The sequence below is a fragment of the Deltaproteobacteria bacterium genome, from assembly GCA_019308995.1.
Lineage (GTDB): Bacteria > Desulfobacterota > Desulfarculia > Adiutricales > JAFDHD01 > JAFDHD01.
The window spans coordinates 1-9,320 of the sequence record JAFDHD010000117.1 but is presented as its reverse complement, the minus strand read 5'-3'; the positions used below and the strand labels follow the sequence as shown (position 1 = coordinate 9,320).

General features: G+C 55.6%; 7 protein-coding genes. All 7 read left to right on the top strand.

All coding sequences use genetic code 11. The features are described 5' to 3' along the window. Nucleotides 1-368: 368 nt before the first annotated feature. On the top strand, nucleotides 369-1,901 hold the full coding sequence (locus JRI95_14605) for a hypothetical protein (GenBank protein ID MBW2062772.1): 1,533 nt from the start codon (nucleotides 369-371) through the stop codon (nucleotides 1,899-1,901). 210 nt (nucleotides 1,902-2,111) lie between these two features. After that, nucleotides 2,112-3,089: an aldo/keto reductase gene (locus JRI95_14600; protein ID MBW2062771.1), complete on the top strand. Its 978-nt coding sequence runs from the start codon at nucleotides 2,112-2,114 to the stop codon at nucleotides 3,087-3,089. A 41-nt stretch (nucleotides 3,090-3,130) separates the two neighbouring features. Then, entirely contained in the window at nucleotides 3,131-4,297 is a 1,167-nt protein-coding gene (locus JRI95_14595; GenBank protein ID MBW2062770.1) for a CoA transferase, read from the top strand. 19 nt (nucleotides 4,298-4,316) lie between these two features. After that, nucleotides 4,317-5,495, top strand: a complete 1,179-nt coding sequence (locus JRI95_14590; protein ID MBW2062769.1) for a CoA transferase — start codon at nucleotides 4,317-4,319, stop codon at nucleotides 5,493-5,495. A 333-nt stretch (nucleotides 5,496-5,828) separates the two neighbouring features. Then, nucleotides 5,829-7,097: an iron-containing alcohol dehydrogenase gene (locus tag JRI95_14585; protein ID MBW2062768.1), complete on the top strand. Its 1,269-nt coding sequence runs from the start codon at nucleotides 5,829-5,831 to the stop codon at nucleotides 7,095-7,097. 14 nt (nucleotides 7,098-7,111) lie between these two features. Further along, nucleotides 7,112-8,944, top strand: a complete 1,833-nt coding sequence (locus JRI95_14580) for an aldehyde ferredoxin oxidoreductase family protein (protein MBW2062767.1) — start codon at nucleotides 7,112-7,114, stop codon at nucleotides 8,942-8,944. Beyond that, nucleotides 8,944-9,222, top strand: a complete 279-nt coding sequence (locus JRI95_14575; GenBank protein ID MBW2062766.1) for a MoaD/ThiS family protein — start codon at nucleotides 8,944-8,946, stop codon at nucleotides 9,220-9,222. The genes JRI95_14580 and JRI95_14575 overlap by 1 nt, the downstream gene beginning before the upstream one ends. The last annotated feature ends 98 nt before the right edge of the window (nucleotides 9,223-9,320 follow it).

The following is a 9,320-nucleotide window of genomic DNA, read 5'->3' as shown; positions in this document are numbered from 1 at the left end:
AAGGGCGGATAACATTAAAGGAGGTCAGCATAAAGATGGACCTTTCCTATCGCCAGACCAAGCGGGTGAGGAAGAAATTCTCTGACACGAAACTGATAAAGCTTCCCTTTACTCAAATATGAATAAATCTTTTAAAGATATTCAAAGCTTTATGGCCAAAAAAACCGAACCGAGGCGCCTGTTGAGGGTGAGCGAAGGCTATCCCAGTTTACATCCCTCGAAGTGTTACCTGTGTTTGAAAACACGACAATTCAATTTCTTTCCATCATTGACACACCGCCCAGACACCTCTATACTTCTTATCCTGGAATAGTAACTTACACAAGTTCTTATTAATTCAGAAGTATCTTTAAAGGGGAGGATGAATCATGATCAGAACCGTGGAGCAATACCTGGAGAGTTTGCGGGATGGCCGGGTGATTTACAACCTGGGAGAAAGGGTCAAGGACGTGACCACTCACCCCATCCTGCGGCGGGTCATTATGCGCGGCGCTATGGACTGGGTTCTCAGCAATGATCCCGAGCGCCGGGACATCTTCGTGACTAAGAACGAGGAGGGAGAAGAGGTCCATTTCCTGTGGACACCGGCCAAGACCAAGGAAGACCTGATCCGACGGCGGGAAGTGTATATTGAAGGCCACAGATACGGCGGTATGGGCCTTCACAGCATGGGCGTTGACGCATTGACGGCCTCAGCCGTTCTCGCCTCCAGGATGGATAAGCAGCTGGGGACCAGCTATACGGAGCGGGTTGAGGCCTACCGTAAGTATCTGCAGCAAACGGATATCGGAGTTACCGGGGCCATGACAGACGTCAAGGGGGACCGGAGCCTCCGCCCTTCGGTCCAGATACAGCATAAAGATTACTATGTCCGGGTTGTGGATCGGCAAAAAGATGGAATCATCGTCAGGGGGGCCAAGTACCACATCAGTTCCACGCCCAGCGCCAATGAGGCCATTGTCCTGCCTTGCCGCACGCACCAGGAGCCGGACAAGGACTACGCCCTCGTCTTTGCCATCCCGCTGAACGCAAAAGGCATCACGCTCATCTCTTCCGAACCTGAAATGAGGGAGCACACCACCAACGAAACGATCTGGGATTACCCGTTAGCGGCCACGCACGGGGTTGGGGACGGTGAATGCATGATCGTCTTTGATGATGTTTTTGTGCCATGGGAGCGGGTGTTCATGTGCGGCGAATGGCAGTTTTCCCGGGATATCGCCTACCTCTTTGGCACCTTTCACCGTCTTTTTGCCTGCTGCCGCATGGTCTCCCTGCTGGAAGTCCTCACCGGTGTAGCTGCCTTGATGGCCGAATACAACGGCCTGGAGAAGTACTCGCATATCCGTGATAAATTAGCCTGGCTGGTTCAGCTCACCGAGGCCTTCAAGGTCCTGAGTCTGGCGGCCTGCATGTTCCCCGAGATAGAATCGGGCACGGATTTTGTAAATCCTAACCAGCTTTATACCAACATCGCGAAGTACATGTACGCGGTTAACTTCAACGAGGCGACCAAGATCGCTCAGGACATTTGCGGAGGTATTGCCGCCGACCCAGTTTCCTTCAGGGATTGGAATAACCCGGAAGAACGCCCCTTTCTGGAAAAGTATCTCGGGGCGAAAGACGGGATACCCACGGAACACCGGCTGCTGGCCATCAGGCTTTTGCATGATATCACGAGCGGGCGGCATGTGAGCCACCAGATCCATGCCGAGGGGTCCCTGGCAGCGCAGCAGATGATGTTTTTCGCCACCGGTGACTGGGAGATGTACAAGGCTGCGGCCAAAAGAGAGGCCGGGATTCCGGGATGGGAAAAACACCCCAAGTTCGGCGCCGTACCGGATTACTCGGAGCTGGTCGCCTCAAAGATGCCACCAGCGGACACCTCGTATAACATATAAAGACCGGGTGTGCGTTCGAGCCGTCTTAGTTTTGCGGGCCAGCCGTTTTTTTGTCAGGGGACTTCGCTCCCTGACCGATATTACTAAATTGACGCTCCACTGTTATACTCCTATTACTTCGGCGTGAAACGGGGATTTCCTGTCACATGATAGCAGCCGCGGAGCTGGTAGGGAGATGACTTTGACCAAACCTTTACAGGAGGCTTGACGTTGAAAAAAGTTACCCTGGGCAGCACCGGCATAAAGGTCACCGAGCTTTCTTTTGGGACTCTTATTCTCGGAAGGATTCAGGCCGATTTAACCCCGGAACAAGGAGCCCCGGCCGTTGCCAAGGCAGTGGAAATGGGCATAAACTTGTTTGATACCGCCCATTCCTATGGCACCCAGAATCACCTGCGCCTCGGCCTGGGCCAGGCCAAAAACGATGTGGTCATCGCCACCAAGACCCACGCCAGAACCCGGCCGGAGGCTGAGAAAACCTTTGAGGAATCCTTGAGAGAACTTGACAGAGAGTATATTGACATCTACCACTGCCACCTCATTGATAGCGCTCAAGACCTTCAAAATCGCCGTGAAGTCCTGGATTACTTCCTCGGGCTCAAGGAAAAAGGGCTTATCCGGGCCATCGGCGCCTCGGTGCATAAAGTGGAAGCGGCTGAAGCCGTCGCGGCCGAGCCTGACTTTGACGTCCTCTTTCCGGTCCTGAACTCGCAAGGGCTGGGCATCCCCGATGGTTCGGCCCAGGATATGATCACGGCCTGCCAGTTTGCAAAAAATCAAGGCAAGGGTCTCTATGCCATGAAGCCTCTAGCCGGCGGACACTTGCGGCAGTCACCCCAGGAGGCTTTCAGGTTTCTTCAAGAGACCCGGCTCATGGATTCTATATGCGTGGGCATGAAATCACCGGCTGAGGTGGAAATGAACGTCAGCATCTTTGAAGGCAGGGAGGTTTCTAAAGAAACGCTAGCTCAGGTTGAAACCGTCCGACGCGCCCTCAAGATTTATAACCTGTGTGTCGGCTGCGGCGACTGTGTGGAAGCCTGCGACCAGGGCGCCCTTTCCATTGACTACTCCCAGGCCGACGAGTCAAAAGGCAAAAAGGGTCAATCGGTCGTGGATATGGCCAAATGTATTCTGTGCGGGTATTGCGCCGAGGTATGCCCCAACTTTGTAATCCGGGTGGTTTGATCTTTAAATGCCATGCACTCAAATTTGGGGGTTTCAATCCGATGGAGCAAGCGCTGTCTGGTTTCAGAGTACTTGATGTTGGTCACTACATCCCCGGCCCTTACGCCGCCATGCTTTTAGCCGAGCAGGGCGCTGAGGTCATTAAAGTGGAGCGGCCTTCGGGTGACCCCTGTCGCAATGAGCCTGGTTTCATGGTCTTAAACCGCAGCAAGAAGGGCGTGGCGTTGGACCTGAAAAAAGAAGAAGGCCAGCGCGTGGCCCTGGAACTGGCCGAACAGGCTGACGTGATCATTGAGAACTTCCGCCCCGGTGTAGCCGAGAGGCTGGGTATCGGCTCTGAAACGGTGCGGCGTCTGAACCCCCGGATAATCTACTGTTCCATTTCCGGATTTGGCTGCAAAGGGCCGTACCGTGACCTGCCAGGCTGGGACCCCATCGTAGCGTCTATCGCTGGAATTTATGTGGAGCAAGGGGGAAGAGAGGATAGTCTCCCGACCTACCTGGTACTGCCTCTGCCCAGTTACTACACCGCCTTCATGGCGGCCTTCAGCATCACGACCGCCCTGCTGGCGCGTGAAATGACCGGCCAGGGGCAGAAGGTTGAAATCTCCCTGCTGGGTTCGACCATGGCCGCGGCCAGCGGCATGCTCGTGGACTTTAAAGACAAGATCAGAATCCCATTCTCAGACCCGCAGGGGCTAATGCCGCTCTACAAGCTTTACCAAGGTAGTGACGGCCAGTGGCTCTTCCTGGCCCTCGGAAACTTCACCTTTTTCACCAAGTTCGCCCTGGCCATGGGACATGACGAATGGCTGGTTGACCCTCTCTTTGAGGGCGCGCCTTTCCTGATTCTGCCGCCCAGAAACGAAGAGGTTATCTCCATGTTTAAAGAAATCTTCTCGGCCAGAACCAGGGACGAATGGCTTGAGTTCCTGAAGGCAGAGGATATCCCCTGCGCCCCGACCCTGCCCGTGGAAGAGTTCCTCAATGACCCCCAGGTGCTGGCCAACGAGATGGTGGTGGAGGTGGAAGAGCCTGGCCTGGGTATGGTGCGCCAAATGGGAGTCCCGGCCAAGTTGGGGCTGACGCCCGGCCGGGTAAAAAGCCGTTCCCCGAAGCACGGTGAGCACACCGAGGTGGTCCTGGCTAAGCTTCTGGGTTACTCCGCTCAGGAGATCGCCGGGCTTAGGGATCGAAAAGTCATATAAGCAATCGAGGAGTACACGCATGCATCCCCTGGATGGGATCCGGGTAACCGACTTCACCACCATGATAAACGGCCCTTACGCCGCCATGCTCCTGGCTGATATGGGCGCGGACGTGATCAAGGTCGAACCGCCTGACGGTGATTCCTGGCGCAGCGTCGGCGGAGGCTTCCTGGCGTGTAATCGCGGCAAGAGGTCTCTCTCCCTTGACCTCAAAAAGGAACAAGGCAGACAGATAATATATAAGCTCATCACCACATCCAACCTAGTCGTGGAAAACGCGCGCTGGGGCGTGTGGCATAAACTCGGTCTGGACTACGATTCCCTGATCAAAATCAAGCCGGACCTTATATACGTATCAGCTCTGGGACACGGTTCTACAGGGCCTTACAGCGCCTGGCCTGGCTATGACCCTCTCCTTCAGGCCCGCAGCGGCCAGATGGTCGGCCAAGGCGGCATGGGGAAACCTCCGGTTTATCACCAGATCGCCATAAACGATCTGGCCTGCCCCATGCTGGCCGCCTACGGGGCCGTCCTGGCTCTCCTGGTCCGCGCCAGGACGGGCAAGGGACAAAGGGTCGAGACGTCCCTGACCAACGCCTCGATCGCTCTTCAGTCAGGCAAGTTCATGGATTATGCCGGCATGAAGCATAAGGATAAGGGAGATTCAAACCTCCTGGGCGAAAACGCCCTCCTTCGTCACTACCAGACCAGGGACGGCCGGTGGATTTTTGTGTTATGCCAGAGTGAGAGGCAGTGGCAGAGCCTGTGTCAGGTTCTGGAGCTGGAGAGGCTCGGCTCTGATCCCAGATTCGAAAGCCTTAAGAAGCGAAAAGAAAATGACGAGGCCCTGGTGAAAATTTTTACCATCGCCTTTCGCGGCAGGCCTGCCGCGGACTGGATCACCGTCCTGAAGCAGGCGCAGGTGCCGGCCGCCCTGGGACAGACGGCCGAGGAACTGATTCATGACCGGCACTGCGAGGAAAATGACCTCTTCGATGAACAGGAATACACAGAAATTGGACTGGTGCGGCAGCCGGGCGTCGGGCCGCAATTCTCTGACATGTCCGGAATCATCAGGCGGCCTGCCCCCCGGCTAGGTCAGCATACTGAAGAGGTGCTGACTGAACTGGGCTATACCGAAAGACAGATTGCAGAGTTTAAGGACAACAAGATCGTCTTCACCTGGGAGCAGGATTGAACTGAGCGCCTTGACCAGGAGCGGCGATTGTTCTTGATTGTTTCTGATGGTCTGGTACACTCATAAATAAATTATTTATCTTTTTGTTTTGGTTCTGGTAAACTAAGGAAATCTGGCAAGGCCGGGAGCCTCAAAAGCAGATATTCGGTGAAAAAATCTTTTAACCATCTTAACCACAACCTAATTGACAAGAAACTTATTAAAAAAAATTATCCTGATCTAGTCAAGTGCCTTTTCCATGCCTCAGAAGCCAAACGTAATCTGCTCCAGGGGAGAGGCATGGTGTGTTAACTTCGGCTTAACCCAAACCTTAACAGGCATGGAGGTGTAATCATGGACTACTGGTTTTTAGACCCGATGCTTAAAGCACTCTTCCCCCTGGCCCTTTCCACCACCGTCAAGGGACTTTCGACGGTCTTCAGCACCCCGACCTTAATTATGGGTTCCAATGTCTTTCCCGAAGGACCGGTACTCGGGGCTTCCACTGTGGACATGTGGGGGGCGAGGTGCGAAAAGAAACGGGCGTTTATCGTGACAGACGAGGCAGCCGAAAGGTTTGCGCGCCGCGTGGCCAAAACGGCTGAGGGCGGCGGCTTTGCCACTGAGACCTGGAACAAAGTCCTGCCCGAGCCGCCGCTGGAAAACGTGAAGGAGTGCGGCGAGGTTATGACCGCTTTTGAGCCGGATTTGATCGTAGCCGTGGGCGGCGGATCGGTCATGGATGGGGCCAAGGCGGCCTGGATCCATTATGAACGGCCGGACATAGAGTACCTGGGGGCGCTCTCGCCCCTTGAGACCCTAGGTTTGAGGAAGAAGGCCATCTTTGCGGCCGTGCCCACCACCAGCGGCACGGGCTCGGAATGCACCCCTGTTTCGGTGGTTACCGACGCCGCGGCCCACCGGAAGATTCCTCTGGCCAATGCCGATCTGCTGCCTGATTTTGCCATACTCGATCCAGCTTTCACCGTAACCATGCCTCCCTGGCTGACCGTGGGTACGGGCCTGGACGCCCTGTCCCATGCCACGGACACCATGGCCATTGTATCCAGCAATGAAATAACCGACGCCTTGGCACTGGCGGCGATTGAAATGACCTTCAAATACCTGCCGCGCGCTTATGTGGACGGCCGCGACCGGGAGGCCAGATTGAGGATGCACATAGCCGCCAGCACCGCCGGTATGGCCTTTGGGGCGAACTCCACCGCCCTGACCCACAGTTTCGGCCACTCCCTGGGCGGTCTTTTCAAAGTCCACCACGGTCTGGCCTGCGGCGTCTTTATCCCTTATACCTTTCAATTCTATAATAAAACTTCGGATAAATTCCTGGGCATAGCCCGAGCCCTCAGGGTGGAGGCTGATACCAAGGAGGAAACGCTAAACAATCTGGTTGAAAGATTTCGAGTCTTTTACAAGGAGCTGGACATCCCGTTAAACCTCAAGGACCTGGGAATCCCGAAGGATGAGTTTGAAGAAAAAATGGACCAGCTGGTGCTTTATGCCCTTGAGGACATCAGCACTTTCTTCAGCCCCAGGCCCATGACCAAGGCCCAGTGTGAAGAGATATTCAGGTACGCTTACGAAGGTAAGGATATAAACTTCTAAGGGAGGTAGAAACCATGTTTGGATATCACGGCCGATTTCTCAAGGTGGACTTAGGGGCCAGGACGACCGAGGAGATGCCCCTTTCTGAGGATGATTTGAAGAAATACATCGGCGGGGCCACGCTGGCCGCGGCGCTGATTTATGACCATGTGCAAGAAGGCATGGACCCTTTAAGCCCGGAGAGCCCACTCATTTTTGCCACCGGTCCCTTCACCGGTTCATCCATCCCTATGGTCAGCCGTTACGCTGTGTGCGGCATCTCGCCCGCGACCGGCCTGTGGGGCGAGGCGACCAGCGGTGGGGTTTTTCCTTTCCGGCTCAAGGGTTCCGGGTATGACGGCTGTTTCATCACCGGGCGCGCCGATAACCCGGTGTACCTGTATGTCAGTAATGGTTCGGCTGAAATAAGAGACGCCTCCGGCTTGTGGGGCAAGGATTCTTATGAGACCCAGGAGGCGCTTAAAAAGGAGCTTGGTGAAGAAAACGTCAGCGTAACCTGTATCGGCTCAGCCGGCGAGAAGCAGCTCAAGAACGCCGGCGTCATGAACGATGAGGGACGGGCCGCCGGGCGCTGCGGCCTGGGCGCGCTCATGGGCTCAAAGAACCTGAAGGCCGTGGCGGCCGGAGGCAGAATGAGGCCGGAGTCGGCCGCACCGGAGAAAGTCAGAGCGCTGTCCCAGGAGGCGGTGGCCACGATCAGGGGTAATTTTATGTCCGTGGCCTACCGTGAATACGGCACCTTGCTATACATGGACATGGGCATGACCCTGGGGGATACCCCGGCTAAATATTACACCCAGAGCGTATTCGAAGCCGAGAAGGTCACCGGCCAGGCCCTGCGCCAGGCTTACACCATTGAGAACTATGCCTGCCGCGGCTGCCCTATCGGGTGCGGCCGTGTGGTGAAATATTTCAAGCCGGACCTGGAGAAAATTGACGGGCCGGAATATGAGACCGTGGCCGCCTTCGGCCCCCTGTGCCTGAACCATGACCTGGAAACCATCATTCAGGCCAACTATATCTGCAACCTCCACGGCCTGGACACCATCTCCACCGGCGTTTCAATCGCCTATGCCATGTATTTGTATGAGCAGGGCGTGCTGACCAAACGCAAGGCGGGTCTGGAGATCAAGTGGGGCGACGGCCAGGCCATCCTGAAGCTCCTGGAGATGATTATCAATCAGAAAGGTATCGGCAAGATTCTTTCGCAAGGCACCCTGGCCATGGCCCGGGAGTTTGGCCGTGACGAGGGCGAAGCGGCTCAGGTCAAGGGCCTGGAGATACCGATGCACGACGGCCGCGCCTTTCATGGGCTGGCTGTTTCCTATGCCACCGGCCCCAGAGGCGCGTGCCATTTGAAGGGGGATTACTACAACGTGGAGCTGGGCGGCCCGATCCCGGAACTGGGCATTATGCCTGGCGACAGGCTGTCCTCAGCGGGCAAGGCCGAGCCCGCGGCCAAGTATCAGAGCTACAAGGACCTCTTTGACGCTTTGACGCTTTGTAAGTTCTCGAGCCTTTCCGCGACGCAGCTTGCCCAAATCCTCAACGCCCTGACCGGGTGGGAGGTGAGCCCGGAAGACCTCCTCACCGCGGGCGACCGGTCCATCAACCTCAAGCGGGCCATCAGCAATAAGCTCGGCCTGACCAGGGAGGGAGACAGGCTGCCCAAGATTGTGCTTCAGGCTTATACGGATGGCAACATACCCGGCCAGGTACCGGACATGGACCTGCTGCTCAAGGATTATTATAACTATCGTAAGTGGGATTGGGAGACAGGCAGGCCCACCAAGGAAAAACTGATCGAACTGGGCCTGAACCATATCGCAGAGGACATGTATCCATAGTGACGGTCAAAGCCATCTTTCATGGGATCTTAGCGGATTTTGTCGGAGTAAAAACGACCAGGGTTGACCTCGCGCCTGGAGCTACTTATGGCGACCTCCTGACAGAGATTGGGTACCGCTACAGCCAGAATATGCCTGAACAGCTCTGGAACCAGGAGGAGAATAATTTCAACGCCCCGATCCTGGCCAAGGCGTCTAAAAAAGACATGGATTCACCCGAGACTCCGCTTGAAGAGGGAGAGGAGATCAAGTTTTTCCTCATGATCGCTGGAGGATAATTCGTCTCCTTAAGCCGGGTACCAGCAGCAAGGCAGCCAGCGGTACATCGCCCCTGGCTGCCTTGTTCATAAGGACAATGGTTTGAGCTACCAATCAG

Excerpts from the sequence above, each read along its gene's own strand:
- JRI95_14605 (MBW2062772.1), top strand. The coding sequence starts at position 369 with ATGATCAGAACCGTGGAGCAATACCTGGAGAGTTTGCGGGATGGCCGG.
- JRI95_14595 (MBW2062770.1), top strand. The coding sequence starts at position 3,131 with ATGGAGCAAGCGCTGTCTGGTTTCAGAGTACTTGATGTTGGTCACTAC.
- JRI95_14590 (MBW2062769.1), top strand. The coding sequence starts at position 4,317 with ATGCATCCCCTGGATGGGATCCGGGTAACCGACTTCACCACCATGATA.
- JRI95_14585 (MBW2062768.1), top strand. The coding sequence starts at position 5,829 with ATGGACTACTGGTTTTTAGACCCGATGCTTAAAGCACTCTTCCCCCTG.
- JRI95_14580 (MBW2062767.1), top strand. The coding sequence starts at position 7,112 with ATGTTTGGATATCACGGCCGATTTCTCAAGGTGGACTTAGGGGCCAGG.